This is a genomic window from Arcanobacterium bovis, from assembly GCF_004331995.1.
GTDB classification, from domain to species: Bacteria; Actinomycetota; Actinomycetes; order Actinomycetales; family Actinomycetaceae; genus Arcanobacterium_A; species Arcanobacterium_A bovis.
Map to the genome: position 1 here is coordinate 88702 of NZ_SJDT01000004.1, position 17357 is coordinate 106058.

Annotated in this window: 15 protein-coding genes; 11 read left to right on the plus strand and 4 right to left on the minus strand. The window is 52.6% G+C overall.

Annotation, left to right across the window (positions count from 1 at the left end):
* Positions 1-16 precede the first annotated feature (16 nt).
* The 6 genes from EZJ44_RS05795 (at position 17) to pstB (ending at position 7742) form a co-directional block, all read left to right on the plus strand.
* Positions 17-2290, plus strand: coding sequence for an RNA degradosome polyphosphate kinase (locus tag EZJ44_RS05795; protein ID WP_131281233.1), 2274 nt, complete (start codon positions 17-19; stop codon positions 2288-2290).
* A 55-nt stretch (positions 2291-2345) separates the two neighbouring features.
* Positions 2346-3332 (plus strand): NUDIX hydrolase, encoded by a 987-nt coding sequence (locus tag EZJ44_RS05800; RefSeq protein ID WP_165496132.1) that lies wholly within the window; start codon positions 2346-2348, stop codon positions 3330-3332.
* A 151-nt stretch (positions 3333-3483) separates the two neighbouring features.
* Positions 3484-4575, plus strand: coding sequence for a phosphate ABC transporter substrate-binding protein PstS (pstS, locus tag EZJ44_RS05805; RefSeq protein WP_131281237.1), 1092 nt, complete (start codon positions 3484-3486; stop codon positions 4573-4575).
* Between the two features lie 123 nt (positions 4576-4698).
* A complete protein-coding gene (gene pstC / locus EZJ44_RS05810; RefSeq protein ID WP_131281239.1) occupies positions 4699-5796 on the plus strand; it encodes a phosphate ABC transporter permease subunit PstC in 1098 nt (365 codons plus the stop codon).
* Positions 5793-6908: a phosphate ABC transporter permease PstA gene (pstA, locus tag EZJ44_RS05815; protein ID WP_131281241.1), complete on the plus strand. Its 1116-nt coding sequence runs from the start codon at positions 5793-5795 to the stop codon at positions 6906-6908. Before pstC ends, pstA begins: the two co-directional genes overlap by 4 nt.
* A gap of 54 nt (positions 6909-6962) precedes the next feature.
* Entirely contained in the window at positions 6963-7742 is a 780-nt protein-coding gene (pstB, locus tag EZJ44_RS05820; protein WP_131281243.1) for a phosphate ABC transporter ATP-binding protein PstB, read from the plus strand.
* Positions 7743-7894: 152 nt separating this feature from the next.
* On the opposite strand, the gene EZJ44_RS05825 is transcribed toward pstB, so the two are convergent.
* The 3 genes from EZJ44_RS05825 to EZJ44_RS08965 all read right to left on the minus strand — a co-directional run bounded on the left by EZJ44_RS05825 (position 7895) and on the right by EZJ44_RS08965 (position 10186).
* Positions 7895-8893, minus strand: a complete 999-nt coding sequence (locus EZJ44_RS05825) for an inorganic phosphate transporter (RefSeq protein ID WP_131281245.1) — start codon at positions 8891-8893, stop codon at positions 7895-7897.
* 2 nt (positions 8894-8895) lie between these two features.
* The gene (locus EZJ44_RS05830) at positions 8896-9519 is read right to left on the minus strand and encodes a DUF47 domain-containing protein (protein ID WP_131281247.1); all 624 of its coding nucleotides are present in this window, start codon (positions 9517-9519) and stop codon (positions 8896-8898) included.
* A 544-nt stretch (positions 9520-10063) separates the two neighbouring features.
* On the minus strand, positions 10064-10186 hold the full coding sequence (locus EZJ44_RS08965; protein ID WP_277751400.1) for a hypothetical protein: 123 nt from the start codon (positions 10184-10186) through the stop codon (positions 10064-10066).
* A 109-nt stretch (positions 10187-10295) separates the two neighbouring features.
* Here EZJ44_RS08965 and EZJ44_RS05835 point away from each other — a divergent pair, with 109 nt between their 5' ends.
* The 5 genes from EZJ44_RS05835 to EZJ44_RS05855 all read left to right on the plus strand — a co-directional run bounded on the left by EZJ44_RS05835 (position 10296) and on the right by EZJ44_RS05855 (position 16087).
* On the plus strand, positions 10296-11078 hold the full coding sequence (locus tag EZJ44_RS05835) for a hypothetical protein (RefSeq protein ID WP_131281249.1): 783 nt from the start codon (positions 10296-10298) through the stop codon (positions 11076-11078).
* 10 nt (positions 11079-11088) lie between these two features.
* A complete protein-coding gene (locus EZJ44_RS05840; protein WP_131281251.1) occupies positions 11089-11736 on the plus strand; it encodes a heme-binding beta-barrel domain-containing protein in 648 nt (215 codons plus the stop codon).
* 1 nt (position 11737) lies between these two features.
* Entirely contained in the window at positions 11738-12835 is a 1098-nt protein-coding gene (gene ygfZ, locus EZJ44_RS05845; RefSeq protein ID WP_165496133.1) for a CAF17-like 4Fe-4S cluster assembly/insertion protein YgfZ, read from the plus strand.
* The gene (dtd, locus tag EZJ44_RS05850) at positions 12836-13303 is read left to right on the plus strand and encodes a D-aminoacyl-tRNA deacylase (protein ID WP_131281255.1); all 468 of its coding nucleotides are present in this window, start codon (positions 12836-12838) and stop codon (positions 13301-13303) included. It abuts the gene before it with no gap.
* Positions 13304-13483: 180 nt separating this feature from the next.
* On the plus strand, positions 13484-16087 hold the full coding sequence (locus tag EZJ44_RS05855; RefSeq protein WP_131281257.1) for an ATP-dependent Clp protease ATP-binding subunit: 2604 nt from the start codon (positions 13484-13486) through the stop codon (positions 16085-16087).
* 202 nt (positions 16088-16289) lie between these two features.
* Here EZJ44_RS05855 and EZJ44_RS05860 read toward each other — a convergent pair whose 3' ends face one another.
* Entirely contained in the window at positions 16290-17180 is an 891-nt protein-coding gene (locus EZJ44_RS05860) for an HAD family hydrolase (RefSeq protein WP_131281259.1), read from the minus strand.
* Between the last annotated feature and the right edge of the window lie 177 nt (positions 17181-17357).

A 17357-nucleotide genomic window follows, 5' to 3' on the forward strand; every position in this document is an offset into this window, starting at 1 on the left:
CTGGGATGATCAAACTATGAGCGAAGAGTCTTTTCCCCATCCTAATGACGACGACGTTCCCGGCACTCCTGACACCATCGATCGCCTCGGCTCACCCATTCCCGAAGGCACACTCGGTACAGACCTCCAAGAAACATGGACGCAGGCGGTGCGTGAGGACCAAGATATTGAAGAAATTTCCCTGCCCGAAGGGAGATTTGCCGACCGTGAACTCTCGTGGCTCGCGTTCAATGAGCGCGTCCTAGAGCAAGCCGAAGACCAAGATTTACAGATCTTGGAGCGGGCGTGGTTCCTTGCGATCTTTGCCTCTAACCTCGATGAGTTCTATATGGTGCGAGTGGCAGGATTAAAGCGCCGAATTGCCACGGGTATGGCGGTAACCAAAGCCTCAGGATTGAGTCCACGTGAAGTGCTTGAGGGTATCAATAAGCGTGCACAAGAGCTGATGCAACGTCACGCACAGGTATTCGCCAAGGATATTCAGCCGAAGCTTGCTCAAGAGGGCATCGATATTTTGCATTGGAAAGAGCTGGGTGAAGCCGAAAAAGAACGCTTGCGCAAGTTCTATCGCAAGCAAATTTTTCCAGTTCTGACTCCGCTCGCGGTTGATCCGGCACACCCATTCCCATACATTTCGGGTCTCTCGCTCAACCTTGCCGTTATTGTTCGCAATCCGAACACCGGCAAAGAGCTATTTGCGCGGGTCAAAGTACCGCCTTTGCTGCCACGATTTATCGCCGTAGATTCAGACGGAATGCCCTATAGCCCGGAGGACGTGCCAGCAAATTCCGAGGGACGCACCGCCTATATTCCGCTCGAAGAGGTGATTGGCGCACATTTGGGAACATTGTTCCCTGGCATGGAGGTTGTGGAGCACTCAACCTTCCGAATCACCCGTAACGAAGATCTTGAAGTTGAAGAGGACGACGCCGAAAACTTGCTCAAGGCGCTCGAGAAAGAGTTGCTCCGGCGTCGTTTTGGGCCAGTAGTTCGTCTCGAAGTTGCAGAAGATATTTCTCATCATGTGCTTGCGATGTTGGTGCGTGAGCTGGGTGTACGTGATGAAGACGTATTCCGTTTGCCCGCTCCGCTGGATCTTACTGGGTTGAATGCGATCCATGACCTCGACCGTCCGCAGCTCAAGTACAAGAAATTTGTGCCGGTAACTGCACGCGGATTCGCCGAAGTGGAGAGTTCGCGCGCCGCAGATGTATTCGAAGCGATCCGGCATCGCGATATTCTCGTGCAACATCCGTACGACGCCTTCTCGACTTCGGTGCAGCAGTTTATTCGCCAAGCTGCGGAGGATCCGAAAGTGCTGGCGATCAAACAGACGCTGTATCGCACCTCAGGTGATTCGCCTATTGTGGATGCGCTCATCAAGGCAGCTTATGCGGGCAAGCAAGTGTTGGCAGTGGTGGAAATTAAAGCCCGTTTTGACGAGCAGAACAATATCGAGTGGGCACGCAAACTCGAAGAAGCGGGCGTGCACGTCGTCTACGGAATTGTTGGTCTCAAAACGCACTGCAAGTTGTGCCTTGTTGTGCGCCAGGAAGACGACGGTTTGCGCAGGTATTGCCATGTGGGAACGGGAAACTACAACCCTAAGACTGCGCGCGGATACGAAGACATTGGCTTGTTTACCTGCGATAGGAATGTAGGTCAAGATCTCACCCGCTTGTTTAACCAGCTCTCGGGATACTCGCCCAAGGCAAAATTCCATCGTTTACTTGTGGCTCCGCTCGGGATTCGCGACGGCCTCATTGAACGCATCGAGCGCGAAATTACCAATAAGCGGGACGGAAAACCTGCCTGGATTCGCCTCAAGAGCAACTCGCTTGTCGATGAAAAAGTCATTGACGCTCTCTATCGAGCTTCGCAAGCAGGTGTCGAAATCGAAATTCAGGTGCGCGGCATTTGCTGTATGCGCGCTGGGATCGAGGGATTGTCCGAGAATATCAAAGTGCGCTCAATTCTGGGGCGTTTCCTCGAGCACTCCCGCATTTACGCATTTTGCAATAACGATGATCCGGAAGTGTACATCGGCTCGGCAGACCTCATGCACCGCAATCTCGACCGTCGTATCGAGGCCCTTATTTCCATCACTGATGAAGAGATGAAATCCTACCTCATCGATTTGGTGAAGATTGCCTGCTCAGACGATACGCAGTCCTGGCACCTCTACGAAGATGGTTGGCACCACGTAACGCACGACGCCGAAGGCAATCGTCTCGCCCACGTGCAAGATCTGCTCATGCAGCGTGCGCGCTCGCGGGTTGCCGAGAAATGATGCCGCACACGTGCCGCATTACCGCAATCGAGCAAGCGAGGGTGCATAGCCGGTGGTGAAAACTAGGAAGCGCGCCGATATTTACGCTGCTGGAGCGCTAGTGTGGCGAGTGAACGAAGGTAAGCTCGAAGTATTGATCGTTCATCGTCCCCGTTGGAACGATTGGTCGTTTCCAAAGGGAAAGGTGAAGTCCGGCGAAACTTTGCGGGCTTGTTGCGTGCGAGAGCTGTATGAAGAAGGCGCTGTGCACGTGGTTCTCGGCAGGCCGCTCGGTTGGCAGCGTTACGTTGTAGCGGACGGACGATCCAAGGCGGTTCATTTTTGGTGTGCCCAAGTGACTTCCAACGACGATGCCGTGCTCAAGGTGCGTCCTAAGGTAAGCTTGGCACTCACGAGTGAAGTGGATCAACGCCGATGGGTGAGTGTTCGTCAAGCTCGCCGATTGCTCACGTCAAGTGACGATCGAAAAATGCTCACCAAGCTCGCTAAATATTACGATCATGGCGAGCTCACCACCGCAGCGCTGATTATCTTGCGGCACGCCAAGGCTGTTAAGCGTGAGTTGTGGAAAAACGGAGCTGGCCCTGAATACACACGCCCGCTGGCGTCGTCGGGAAAGAAGCGCTTGCCACTGATCGCATCTGATCTCGGCGCATATGGTATCAGTGAGGTGCTGAGCTCGCCGTGGAAACGCTGCAAAGATACGGTTAAAGACTACGCGCGGGCGACGGCGTCGCCGTTGCGAACGCAGATAGTGCTCACCGAACGCGGTTACGTAGTCGATCCACAAGACTTTGCGCAAGAAATTGCAGACGTCGTTGATGAGGTGCGTAATCCTTGCGTGATTTGTTTGCATCGTCCGACCTTGGCATTGACATTTTCCACGTTGGCAGAGTTTGCTTCTCGTTCGGTGGTGAAAACTTTTCCTGAGGCGGATCCCTGGTTGAAGCCTGGTGATATGTTTGTGGTACATATCGCATCGAAACCAGGAAAAGCGAAGAAAATTCTCGCTACCGAGTTGATTACCAGCGACTTTGAGTAGAAATTTACCTGTAGTTATTTCTGTGAAACTCATGCCGTCAAAGTGTTTACCATCCGTTAACCAATTAACGGATTTGATTTAAATTTCTTTCTTTAGAGTGATGAGTGGTTGAGGGGTTTTCCCTCCGCTCCCGTACACGAAGGAATAAATAGTGAACATCAAACGTGGATACGCAGCAGTTGCGTCTTTGGCAGTTATCACGCTCGGTCTTACGGCGTGCTCATCAGCTGATTCGAAGAATGAGGATACGAAGTCTTCCTCAAGCAAGTCCACCGGAACCCTCAATGGTTCAGGAGCATCGTCACAGGTAAATGCACAGCAGGCATGGCGTGACAATTTCACCAAGGACTCTGGTGTAGTCGTAAACTACGATCCTACAGGTTCAGGAACTGGCCGTGACCAGTTCATTTCTGGCAAGGTTGCATTCGCTGGTTCTGATTCGATGCTTAAGGCTGAAGAAGTCAAGAAGGCAACTGAGCGTTGCTCCGGTCAAGAGCCACTTGAGCTTCCTCTCTACATTTCGCCAATTGCAGTTGCATTCAACCTTGAGGGCGTGAAGTCGCTTAACCTCACGGCTGATGTTATTGCAAAGATTTTCGACGGCAAGATCACCAAGTGGAACGATCCAGCTATTGCTGACCTCAACAAGGACGCAAAGCTTCCAGATCTCGCTATCATTCCAGTGAACCGTGCAGACAAGTCTGGTACCACGGAGAACTTCCAGCAGTACCTCGCGGCTGCCGCTCCAAGCAGCTGGACCTACAAGCCAGCTGACGTGTGGCCACGCACCGGTACGCAGTCGGCAGAAAAGACCTCTGGTGTAGTGAACTTGGTTAAGTCCACTCAGGGCGCAGTCACCTATGCTGACGCATCCCAGGTTGGCGAGCTCGGCACCGCCGCTGTTGAAGTTTCCGGTGAGTTCCTCAAGTACTCGCCAGAAGCAGCTGCAAAGATCGTTGACGGTTCAGCACCTACCAAGGACGCGAGCGAGCGTCGTCTGACTGTTGACCTCAAGCGTGACGGCTCAATCAAGGGCGCATACCCAATCGTTATGGTTTCCTACCTCATCGCATGTACTCAGTACGCCGATGCAAAGGATGCTGCAAATGTGAAGGCATACTTCACCTACGTAGCATCGAAGGAAGGCCAGGAAGCAGCTTCGAAGGCTAAGGGTGGAAATGCCCCAATCTCCGATACGCTTCGCGGTAAGGTTGAAACTGCTCTCAAGCAAATCAAGGGCTGACCTAGACTTTCTGTGGACCAACCTTCAAGCTCGGGGTTGGTCCACAGAGTCATGTAAAGACCAAACATAGGATTGGTGACGTCATTGCCTCAGGACGTAACGCAGACACAGAAAAGTACGAGTGTGAATTCTCAACACAACACATATGAAGAGTCGAAACCGCATGCGATTTGGTCGCCGGTAGCTAAGGGAAGCCGCGCAGACCAGGTATTTCGATGGTTCTCGTCTGGTGCCGGCGCACTGATCTTGTTGCTCCTCGCGGCAGTAGCAATCTTCTTGCTACTGTCTTCGAAGAATGCATTGTTTGCATCAAGCGAAACGATTGCTTCAGAGGTTGGTTTTGCCAAGGAAACTGGATTCTGGGGATTTGCAGGTGCAGCGATATTTGGCACCTTGCTTGCTTCAGTGATTGCGCTCGTTATTGCAGTGCCTTTCGCTGTGTGTATCGCCTTGTTCATCTCGCACTATGCACCACGCCGTTTGGCATCATTCTTCGGTTACGTTATCGATCTTTTGGCGGCAATTCCCTCGGTGGTATTCGGTTTGTGGGGAATGTGGTCGCTTGAGCCATTGATGCGCCAGATCTTGCAATGGATTTCCACCACTTTTACTCCGGTATTGCAATTCATCTCAGGTAAAAAAGAGATGATTGACGGTAAGGAGATGTGGTCGGGAGGTCTGCCAGGCTTCAAATCCTTGGCACAAAGTTACGACTGGTGGCCGCTCAATCCAGACGTTTTGGCGTTCACCCCGCCGGCACGAAATATTATGATGGGCGGCATTATCCTCGCGGTGATGATTCTTCCGATCATCACGTCCCTTGCACGCGAAGTCTTCCTACAGACGCCGCGCCTCCAAGAAGAAGCCTCACTCGCCTTGGGCGCCACTCGCTTTGAAATGATCAAAATGGTGGTGCTACCACATGGACGTTCTGGAATTGTCTCCGCATCGATGCTGGGACTCGGACGTGCACTCGGTGAGACCATGGCTTTGTTGATGGTGCTTTCGCCAGGACTCATGGTGAACTTTAAGATTTTTTCGCCAGGTCAACACTCAACTATCGCCTCGCAAATTGCGCTACGCTTCCCCGAAGCCTCCGGTTTAGAATCCGACTTTTTGATCGCTTTGGGCTTTATCTTGTTCGTGATCACCTTCGTGGTGAACTTTATTGCACGGGCGATTGTTAGCCGTTATGCCGAATTCTCAGGAGCGAATGCATGAGCACTACAGTTACTTCTCAAATTCGATCCGGTGGCGGGCAAGATCCTAAAACGCAGCCGGTGCCGTCACAGAAGAACGTGCGCAAGCAACGCACGCTTCCCAAGTGGTTCAACTTGGTGGCAGGCGCAATTGCCATTGGTATTTCTGCCACCTTCCTCGTGTTCGGACAGGCAGAGCCTGATTACGTTGGCGCTGGTCTTGTTGCCGCATTTATCTTCCTCGTAGTAGCAGGTATTGCGGGCTATATTGTGGAAGGACGCCGGTACGGAAACGATCGCATCGCTACAAACGTCATTGTTGGCGCATTTGTTATGGCCGTTATTCCGCTGGTTTCGCTTCTCTACACAGTAATTGTGCACGGCTGGGAAAAGCTCTCCAGCGAAGGTTATCTCACCGCCACCACGTTTGGTTCCTCAGATCCAAGTGCGATTGTTGGTGCTGGTCATGCGATTGTTGGTACGCTGTTGATCACTGGCGTTACTGCGCTGATTTCGATTCCGTTTGGTGTGCTTACCGCCGTCTACCTCGTAGAATACGGGCGTGGAACGTTCGCACGCGTCATTACATTCCTAGTGGACGTAATGACAGGTATTCCGTCAATCGTGGCCGGTTTGTTTGCTGCGGCGATGATCCCGATGATCAATATGCAACTTTTCGGTTCCACACAATTTAAGTCTGGATTCATGGGATCTGTGGCGTTGGTGGTACTGATGACGCCGATCGTCGTACGAAATACCGAAGAAATGTTGCGACTCGTGCCGAAGGACTTGCGCGAGGCTTCCTACGCGCTTGGCGTGTCCAAATCTGCAACGATTGTGAAGATTGTTCTTCGCACGTCGCTTTCCGGCATTGTGTCGGGAATCGTGATCGCTGTGGCGCGCGTGATAGGCGAATCGGCTCCGCTGTTGATTACTGCCGGCACAACCGACGTCTACAATATGAATATGTTTGAGGGACAGATGCTCACCTTGCCGGTGTATGTTTACAACGAATACACCAAAGGCTCGCAGGTCACGGCGTGGGCAGGCGCGCTACTGCTCATTCTCATAGTTTTAATTCTCAATCTTCTAGCCCGCTGGATCGCCAAACGATTCGCACCCAAGGGTGAATAAGCGGCTACACACCGCATAATTATTGCGGCTCGTGCCGCGCAGAAAGGATATGAAGTGCAAGAGGGAATTCAGGTTTCAGACCTCAATATTTACTACGGCGATTTTCTAGCAGTTGAGAATGTAAACGTGGAGATCGAGCCACGCTCAATTACTGCGCTTATTGGCCCATCTGGCTGTGGAAAGTCGACTTTCTTGCGTTCGCTCAATCGTATGCATGAAGTGATTCCAGGGGCTTATTCGAAGGGATCTGTGATCATTGACGGCGAGGACATCTATGCCGACGGCGTTGATCCCGTTCGCGTGCGTGAGCACGTTGGCATGGTGTTCCAGCGTGCCAATCCATTCCCAACGATGTCGATTGCTGATAATGTTTTGGCTGGTCTTCGACTTAATAATCGCAAGATTGCCAAATCTGATGCAGAACAGATTGTTGAAGAGTCGTTGCGCGGCGCCAACCTGTGGGAGGAAGTCAAGGATCGTCTCAACCGGCCTGGTTCTTCGCTCTCAGGTGGTCAGCAGCAGCGCCTGTGTATTGCCCGAGCTATTGCGGTGAAACCGAATGTGCTACTGATGGACGAGCCATGTTCTGCACTTGATCCTATCTCCACGCTGGCTATCGAGGATCTCATGCAAGAGTTGCAAAAGGACTACACAATTGTGATCGTGACTCACAATATGCAGCAGGCAGCACGTGTGTCGAATAAGACTGGCTTCTTCAATATTGAAGGCACTGGCAAACCGGGACATCTCGTTGAGTATGACGACACTGAAAAGATTTTCTCCAATCCTGCCAAGAAGGAAACCGAAGACTACGTATCTGGTCGTTTCGGCTGAGCACGCGTCAGGTAGCGGTCAGCGGGCGGCTGGGCATATTTCAGCTTGTATGTTTGCTTAGCTTAGATACAGAGCGTCGGTACGACAATAATGCTGGTGGGGAGCGGTTCACGAAACTGAACTGCTCCCCACCAGCGTTTATGTTCGAAGACTTACACAAACATTGCAAAGATAACGTAGAAGATCGCTGCAAATATCGCCGCGGCTGGAATGGTTAGGAACCATGCGCCAACGATATTCCCAGCTACGCCCCAGCGAACTGCCGATTTGCGCTTGGTAGCACCCACACCCATGATTGCTGAGGTGATGGTGTGCGTCGTCGAAATCGGAGCGTGCCACAAGAAAGCGGTGGTGTAGAGAACGCCCGCTGCAACGCCTTCGGCGACGAATCCGTGCGCAGGGTCAAGATCGATAATCTTGGATCCAAGCGTCTTCATGATTCGCCATCCGCCGGTATATGTGCCAAGCGAAATCGCTGCTGCGGCTGCGAGCTTGATTGGCGTAGGAATGGACGTATCGTGCCAATATCCACCTGCAACCAGCGCAAGAACAATCACACCCATAGTTTTTTGAGCGTCCTGCAAACCGTGGCCAAGCGCCATAGCTGCAGCAGAGGCAGTCTGAGCGTGCCGGAAGTTGCGCATAGTTTTGCGGTAGGTGGCGTGCTGGAAAATTTTCAATGTGAGCTTCATAAGCACGAAGGCCAAACCGAAGCCAACCACAGGAGACAGGAACATCGGAATGATGACCTTCGTTCCAATAACGCCCCAGTACACAGTCACTGAAGCCACGATTCCAGCACCGGTGAGGCCGCCGATGAGCGCATGAGACGACGACGATGGCAGACCGAACCACCAGGTGATTAGGTTCCAAGCGATGGCGCCAAGCAAGCCTGCGAGCACTACGACGAGACCAGCGTTGTCCTTCGGAGGACTAATAATTCCTGAGCCAATCGTCTCAGCAACACCCGTGCCAAGCAGGGCGCCAATAAAGTTCATGACTGCTGCCATTCCCAGTGCTACGCGAGGTGAGAGCGCATTAGTGGCTACTGACGTGGCGATGGCGTTTGCGGCGTCGTGAAAACCATTGGTGAAGTCAAAAACGAGCGCAATAACAACAATCAAGCTCACCAATAATAAGGTGACATCCACGATTAGGACTCCTTGATGGCAATTGTTTCGACGACGGCGGCGAGAGTCTCAAAACGATCGATTGCCGACTCGAGGCGGTCGAGAACGAACTTCATCTTCAAGACTTCCATTGGGTTGTCTGAGGAGGCGAAAAGATCGGAAATGAGGCTGCGGTAGACGGTGTCGCCGTGGTTTTCGAGCTGGTTAATCTCGACCCAGTATGCGCGCATGTGCTCGTCAATTGAATCCACCTTGGAGAGAGCGTCGAAGGTGATTCGTGCGCAATCGTTGATGATAGCAACAAGTTTGTGTGCTTCAGCAGGGAGAGTATCGACGTTGTAAAGAACCATGTTGTCGCCTGATTCGTCGATCAAGTCTACGCAGTCGTCAATGAGAGAGCTGAGGCTGAAAAGATCTTCGCGATCATAAGGGAGTACGAAACTCGAATTGATCTTTTGTAACACCAGATGGCAGGCGTTGTCGGCATCATTTTCGATATCGTGAAGCGTTTTATTGAGTTCAACGCGTGATTCTGGATTTGCTTCAGCTACCTTTGCTAGCACTTCAGCAGCACGAACAAGATGTTCCGACTGGTCAGCAATGAGTTGAGTGACGGTTGGGCCACCCGAGAACTTACGAAGTCCCACAGTTTCCCCTAAACATTAGGTGAACGATTGACAAACTAAGAATAAAACAACTTTGCCCCGATAGCTTAGTGCTCGTTGGAACTTGTGCGTGATAGGCGCGAAAAATGCCACAAACCCGACGTTGATATAGGACGTTTAACCCATTGGTGTTGGGTGGCGATGATGGAAGTTGACTGAAAAGTGCAGGAAGTGGCGAGAATGGAGGAAGCTGGCTGAAGAGTTTCGGAAAGTTGGTGCGCTTTTCGCAACATCTTCACATATGTGCAGAAGTTGCGAAAAGCGCACCAAGAATCGGCATTGTTGTCGGATGTTTGCTTGTACGATGGTCGTGCTGACCGTGTTTGTTGGCTATTTTGGACATTAACCCCCTGATCGTCGGGGTCTTCGCAAAAAATCGGGCAAGGCAAAAAATCGGGCGAGAACCACAGTTCTCGCCCGAAAGCTTAGGACACCGAACCCGAGAGCGCCTGTCGGCGCGAAGGCCGCTCGTAGCGGCAAATTATTGGAGCCCGGGGCTTTCGCGATCCGGTGTCTTGCCACTACTCTAACCCAGCTCAGGCACCGCGTCCACGCGAAATATCCGCACATTTTCCTTCGTCGAAGAAAAATCATGCACGAACGTGCGAGAGTCGTGCACGTCGAGCCAGTAGAAACATTGTCGCCGCATGCCAATCCCCGCCCAGTATTTCGGATAAACCCGTTAAAATTCCGCTAAACCCACGCGAAAAACCGTTGATAATTGCCACTTTTGCCACTGACATGGCACAATTTTCTCTGTGACTGAGCACAATAATGAGCAACCCGAAGCCGCTTCCTATCATCTTGATGACGGCGAATTTGCTGGACTCAGTTTCCTCTACGTGCGGGCCTTACTGAGCATCGCAGCGGCAACATTTCTCGCGGTTGGCGCGGTAACAGCGCCTTGGGGAATGATTCTCGTAGTGATGGCTTTTGGTTCATTGCTCATCCTTGGCTGGCCCATGTTGCTCAATCTTCCTAACCGTCCCACTGCACGTTCAGCGATGGGTGTGGCGTTTCTGCTGCTCATCGCGGCGGGAATTTGGGGATCGCTCATATTGACGGCGCTCGCTGCGGCAGTGGGCATAGTCGTGGTGTTTGTGGCAGAAATGTTGCGTTCAGCAGACGCTTTCCGTCGATTAGAACAGATAGCCGGCACCTATTTGGGCATTACGCTCTTAACCTCTTTGAGTCTGTGGATCCACACCACCTTGCTCCCTGGAGGAATCCGAGTGGCTGTAATGCTAGCCCTCGTGAGTGGAATTGTGGCAATTATCTATGCTTTCCAGTCGCGCACGCTTGAATTCGTATCGCTGGTCAACGGCGTGGTTGTAGGCACTGCCTCGGCATTGATCCTTGCCCTACCGTGGTGGTCCGGAATTATGGCTGGTATCGCCGTTCCTTTGGCGTTCCAACTCACGCAACGCGCAGTGTCCGATGTGCTGCGACAGGGCCGCCTACTATCAAATATCGCACGCAGTTTTGTGCCATTTTCGGCATTGGGCATGGTCGCCTTAGCGATTGGGCTCATAGTCGATTAGCCTTAATTGTATGGTTATGAGACTTCCTGAAAACTTGGCACCTGAAAATTATCCGCTCGGCTGGCTGGTCGATTCGTGGTGTGGCGGCGGTGTGCTCGAATATGACAACGTCCCCGCCTCTGCATACGTACATGAGCTGCGAATCGATAATAACGACGGCGGTCCCTACCTGCGCTTCCAATCGACGATTTGGCTTGCGAAAGAGCCGGCAAGTGCGGTGGACAAGGAAGCGCCTGGGCAAATCACATACGACCAGCTAACGAAAGATATCCAGTGGTCCACTTCCACCGGATACTTGCGCGCGAATCCCAATGCGAAAAAGCGCGACGACGGCGCCGTCGAACTCGAAGCCATGATCGCTTCCCCTGCCGGTACCAGCCAGGTATGGTTTGGCATTGTGAACGGCCCGCGGTTGCAACTGATTACTGATGCGATTGCCCGCTCGGAGTCAGGTGCGGAGCTCAACGGAGCCAAGATTATTGCCGGCAACGTAGCGTCGGATCTTTTCTACGCATACGATATGGAAGCTTTTGGCTTTGAAATGCGCAATTACCTTGCTGGTAGACTCTCGCGGCAGTTTGACGATTCGGTAGATGCCCAAACGGCAGCTGATGACGACCAACCCGTCGAGACTTCTGATCCGCTCGAGGAGAATTGATATGTACTCGCTGTTCAGCGGTGCTGTTATGGACGCCGCCGCCGCAGTCCCGGCACACTTCGGCAATCCCTTCGCGGAAGAAGAGTCCTTGCGACGCGGGCGTTCAGTAACGGATTTGTCATTTCTTGAGGTGATTACCGTTGCGGGTGTGGATCGAAAAACTTGGCTGCATAACCTTTCTACCTGCCCTTTTAACGAAATGGCCGCCGGTGAATCGCGCGAGATGCTCATTTTGGATCCACACGGGCACATCGAGCATGCTGCCGCAGTGACCGACGATGGTGAAACGATCTGGCTGATCACCGATACCGGCAAAGCTCAGCTGCTGATCGACTTCCTCGAGTCAATGAAATTCATGATGCGCGTTGATATAAAGCGAGTTCCTGCGGTTGTACTCGGTGTGTCGACGTCGCTGTCTGAATTTTCTGAGGACGTTCGTGCGACGCATAGCGAGATGGCTCTAGTCGCGTGGGAGGATCCGTGGCCGCGCACCCTCCCAGGCGGTGCCGATTATGGACTTGCCGACGACGTTCATCCAGCTCGTAACACGCATCGGACGCTCCTTGTGCTTGGTGAGCAAAGCGCGCCCGTCGTCGTCGAAAAACTGCTCGGCGAGGGCATGACGCCGGTGGGGCTCGTTGCGTGGGAGGCGGCACGTATCGTTGATCGCCGTCCGCGTGCAGCGCTCGATGCTGCTGACCAGCCGCTTCCGCATGAGCTGGATTGGATTCGCACGGCGGTGCATCTGAACAAGGGATGCTACCGTGGTCAGGAAACGGTGGCGAAATTGGTGAATTTGGGCAGGCCACCGCGGAGATTTACCTATTTGTATCTCGAAGGCCCAGAAGGTGATTTGCCTGCTCCTGGAACTGAGGTCTTCCGGGGTGAGCGGCGTGTTGGCGTGCTGACGTCGGTGGCGCGCGATTTTGAAGAAGGGCCGGTGGGTTTGGCGCTTATTAAGCGGTCAACTCCGGTAAGTGACCAGCTTAGAGTAGGCGATTTTGTGGCGGTGCAAGAGGAAATCGTCTCGGCTGAGGGGAAATCTTCGGTGTCTCCGCAGGAGCGTCCCGGATCGGAATTGCGAAAAGGAGCGAAGTAAATGCGAGCAGTTATTCAACGCGTGAAGCAGGCGAGTGTGACTGTTATTGATGAAGAGACTGGCCAGTCACATCAGGCTGGGGCAATTGATGCCGGGTTGTGCGTGCTGCTAGGCATAACGCATGACGATGGCCCGGAGCAGGTTGAGAAAATGGCCCGCAAGATTGCTCAGCTCAAACTGTTGCGTTCGCCGCAGGGGTCGGATGAACCTAATGAGCGGGTGTCGGTTGAAGAAAGTGGCGCTTCTGTGCTGCTCGTTTCCCAGTTCACGCTCTATGCAGATGTGCGCAAAGGGAGGAAGCCATCGTGGTCGAAGGCGGCGCCAGGCGCGGTGGCTCAGCCGCTGTTTGACGACGTGGTTGCGTCAGTCCGTCGCTATGGGATTGATGTGCACACGGGAGAGTTTGGCGAGATGATGGATGTGTCCTTGGTTAATGACGGACCGTTCACGATTATTGCCGAGGTTTGATTTATGGCTTAGGTCGTGAAGTAGAGTGCTTTGCGTCGCTAAGTCACGCCAGTGGCGAAATGGTTTTGGTTGGTTCTCAATCGGCACATATGGTTTAGGTAGTCAAGTTGTGTAATTGCAGCTTTTTGCTGGCGCGCCTGTGAGGCGCATGATGGTCAAATTCCTACCAAGGAGAGCACATTGTTCGAACGGTTTACAGATCGGGCTCGCCGAGTCATTGTTTTGGCTCAGGTCGAGGCTCGTAGCCTGAAACATAACTATCTGGGAACTGAGCATATTTTGCTCGGACTCATTAAAGAAGGCGAAGGCGTGGCCGCCAAGGCGCTCGAAGCCCTTGATGTTTCGTTCGATGCAGTGCGTGAGCAGGTTGTAGACATCATCGGTGAAGGGCAAGAAGAACCGTCGGGTCATATTCCGTTTACTCCGCGTGCGAAGAAAGTGCTCGAATATGCGATGCGTGAGGGCTTGCAGTTGGGTCATTCCTACATCGGCACTGAGCACCTTCTGCTCGGTCTTTGCCGCGAGCAGGAAGGTGTTGCAGCGCAGGTATTGGTGAAGCTCGGCGCCGATCTTACGAAGGTGCGTAATCAAGTTACTCAGCTGCTTTCTGGCTACCAAGGTAAGGAAGCTGTTGGCGTTGGTGCTGGATCGCAGCGCGACGGCGGCAAGAGCGGCTCAACGATCCTTGATCAGTATGGCCGTAATCTCACCCAGTCTGCTCGCGAGAACAAGCTCGATCCGGTGATTGGCCGGCACAATGAATCGCAGCGTGTGATGCAGGTACTTTCACGCCGTACGAAGAATAATCCAGTGCTGATTGGCGAGCCTGGCGTTGGTAAAACGGCAGTTGTTGAGGGGCTTGCCCAGGCGATTGCTGCTGGTGATGTGCCAGAGACGCTTAAAGAAAAGCAACTCTATTCGCTGGATATGGGCTCATTGGTGGCCGGTTCGCGCTATCGTGGCGATTTTGAAGATCGCATGAAGAAGATTCTCAAAGAGATCAATACACGTGGCGACATTATCCTCTTTATCGACGAAATCCACACCTTGGTGGGCGCGGGTGCAGCAGAAGGCGCTCTGGATGCGGCGTCGTTATTGAAACCTATGATGGCGCGTGGCGAGTTGCAGGTTATCGGTGCCACCACCCTCGACGAATACCGTAAGTACATTGAAAAAGATGCTGCTCTTGAACGGCGTTTCCAGCCGATTCAGGTTGAGCAGCCGACGGTGAAAGAAACGATCGCAATTCTTGAGGGGCTGCGTGACCGCTACGAGGCTTACCACCGCGTAACGATTACGGATGAGGCGCTTGAAGCTGCTGCTACTATGGCTGATCGCTACATTAATGATCGTTTCTTGCCTGATAAGGCCATTGATCTTATCGACGAAGCTGGTGCTCGCCTGGCAATCCAGAAGATGACGGCGCCGCCAGAGTTGCGTGAGCTTGATGAGCAGATTGCGCTTGTGCGTGCCGACAAAGAAGCTGCTATCGACGGCCAGGACTTCGAGAAGGCCGCCGCTTTGCGCGATAAGGAACAGCAGCTGAGTACGCAGCGTTCCGAGCGTGAGCAGGCATGGAAAGACGGCGACTTGGACGTCGTCTCCGTGGTGGACGAAGACCTCATTGCAGAAGTGCTGTCGATGTCCACTGGTATCCCAGTATTCAAACTTACTGAGGCTGAATCGGCCAAGTTGTTGCGGATGGAGGAAGAGCTCCACAAACGTGTTATTGGTCAGCATGAGGCAGTTAAGTCGATCTCGCAGGCAATTCGCCGTTCGCGCGCTGGTTTGAAGGATCCGAACCGCCCCGGTGGCTCGTTCATTTTTGCTGGTCCGACCGGCGTGGGAAAGACGGAACTTGCCAAGGCGCTCGCGGAATTCTTGTTTGGTGATGAAGAAGCTTTGATCACTCTGGATATGTCGGAGTACCAGGAGAAGCACACGGTGTCGCGCCTCTTTGGTGCCCCTCCGGGATATGTTGGGTACGACGAAGGTGGTCAGCTAACCGAGAAGGTGCGTCGTAAGCCATTCTCGGTGGTGCTTTTCGACGAGATCGAAAAAGCACACCAGGATTTGTTCAACTCTCTGTTGCAAATTTTGGAAGAAGGCCGACTCACGGATTCGCAGGGTCGTGTGGTTGACTTCAAGAACACTATTATCATCATGACCACGAACTTGGGTGCGAAGGATATTGCCAAGGGAGTTGTGACTGGTTTCCAGATGGACGGCGATGTGTCCACCTCGTATGAGCGCATGAAGCTGCGCGTGAATGAGGAGCTCAAGAACCACTTCCGGCCTGAGTTCCTCAACCGTGTGGACGACATCATCGTGTTCCCGCAGCTGGAGCGCCCAGAGATTTTGCAGATCGTCGATTTGATGATTCGCAAGCTCGATTTGCGCCTAAACGACAAGGGAATGTCGCTTGCGCTATCGCAAGATGCGAAGCAACTTTTGGCCGATCGTGGCTACGATCCAGTGTTGGGTGCGCGTCCGCTGCGTCGTGCGATTCAACGCGATATCGAAGATGTTCTCTCTGAGAAGCTGCTTTTCGGTGAATTTTCTGCTGGACAGACGATCGTCGTGGACGTGGATAAAGAAGATATCCCGATGAGCTTTACATTCACTGGATATGATTCGGATTTCCAGCTCCCAGAAGGCGTGAAGCGCGGTAGCGGCGGCGAGCAAATTGATGGTTTAGCTCAGCCTACCAATCTCGTGCCGGAGGCTGATGCTGAGGATACTGGAACCGAAGAAGCTACCGTGCAGGCTGATCTTACTGAGTAAGCGGCGCTAACTGTGCAAGTACCGTAGCTACGCAAAGTGCTAGTTGTGAGGGGGCGGTGTGGAGATCCACACCGCCCCCTCATGTCAGCACACACGCTCGTTGCCAAGGCAACCAAAGCTAGCACTGCCAGATTTTTGGTGAAGTTTTGCAAACATCTCAACATATATCGAGATGTTTGCAAAAACGCCCCAAGATTCAACGTTATGACTGCTCGTCCGCAAACTCACGATCAAATTCGTCAACGTAAATCTCCAAGAACTGCGCGACTGCATCGTCTGCATGATGTCCAATGCACGCACGCGAAATGTCTTTTACCTCAGCACGAGCATTGCCCATCGCTACTGGCCAGCCAATAATTTCTAGCCATTCAACGTCGTTGCCACCGTCGCCAAATCCGGCAACGCGATCAAGTGAGATACCCGTCTTTTCTGCCACAATGCGCATTGCTTTTCCTTTTCCCTCGCTGAGCGAAGCGATGTCAAAAAAGTTGTCGATTGAGCGCTGTGCGCTTGGACAATGCTTGAGAATTTCAGGAGAGATCTCGTCAAGATAGGAGGCATCCATGTGCCCGAACATCATCTTGAAGATGTGGTGTGGTTCAATCGTGGAGAAATCTTGCACTTTGATAGGGAGATTCTGATGAGCGCCCTTCAAAAAATCACTGCTCATATCGAGCTGTTCCACGTAGATGGAATCCTCAGAAAATATGGTTGTGATGAGATCGTATTTTTTACCGATCTCAATGATCGTGCGTGATTCGTCAGCCGTGAGCGGTTGTGAGTGGAAAATCTCACCAGTGGAAGAGTGCCCGATAATAGCTCCATTTGAACCGATTGCGATTCCGTCGTGCCCTGCTCTGCGCATAATCTCAGCTGCAGAATCCCAAAGACGACCAGTAACGATGATGATTTCAATGCCTCGCTCGCTTAATGCTCGCAACGCCGCGATAGTGCGATCAGACACGTAGGATTCGCCGTCAGCAATAGTGCCATCCACATCGAAGGCCATTGCGTCTAGTTTCCCCATCTGACGTGCAAGATTGCGAAGTTGAGATTCATTGATTGATTGTGCATCCGAGGGAAACGTATTCACGTCGTTCCTTTCATAGCGGGCATTGCCAGTCTCAAAGCCATTTTACAATGCGCCTCCTCTCAAAAGCTCGTGTTAATGCCTGTTTCAACAAATTCGCACATGCTGAAATTGGGCGGAGCTTTCTGCTTTGAATAGGGATAGGATATTGGAGGTAGACCACTTACCTATCCCCGCTCA